Origin of the sequence: Microseira wollei NIES-4236 (genome assembly GCF_020521235.1) — a bacterium.
Classification (GTDB): Bacteria; Cyanobacteriota; Cyanobacteriia; order Cyanobacteriales; family Aerosakkonemataceae; genus Microseira; species Microseira wollei.
This window is the reverse complement of the sequence record NZ_BLAY01000841.1, coordinates 1-213: the sequence shown is the minus strand read 5'-3', so window position 1 is coordinate 213 and position 213 is coordinate 1. Positions and strand designations below refer to the sequence as shown.

At 50.2% G+C, this 213-nt stretch carries 1 protein-coding gene; it reads right to left on the bottom strand.

Going from position 1 to position 213, the window contains the following annotated elements; all coding sequences use genetic code 11:
- Positions 1-213: hypothetical protein (locus tag MiSe_RS50630; protein ID WP_226595181.1), on the bottom strand; the 213-nt coding region annotated here is incomplete at both ends.

Here is a 213-nt window from a genome sequence, read left to right as displayed (position 1 = left end):
TTGATTTACACCCAAAGATTGTAGGATGCCCTGCCCCTACACCCAGGGGCACGGCGTAGATCAATTTTGATTTACACCCAAAGATGGTAGGATGCCCTGCCCCTACACCCAGGGGCACGGCGTAGATCAATTTTGATTTACACCCAAAGATTGTAGGATGCCCTGCCCCTACACCCAGGGGCACGGCGTAGATAAATTTTGATTTACACCCAA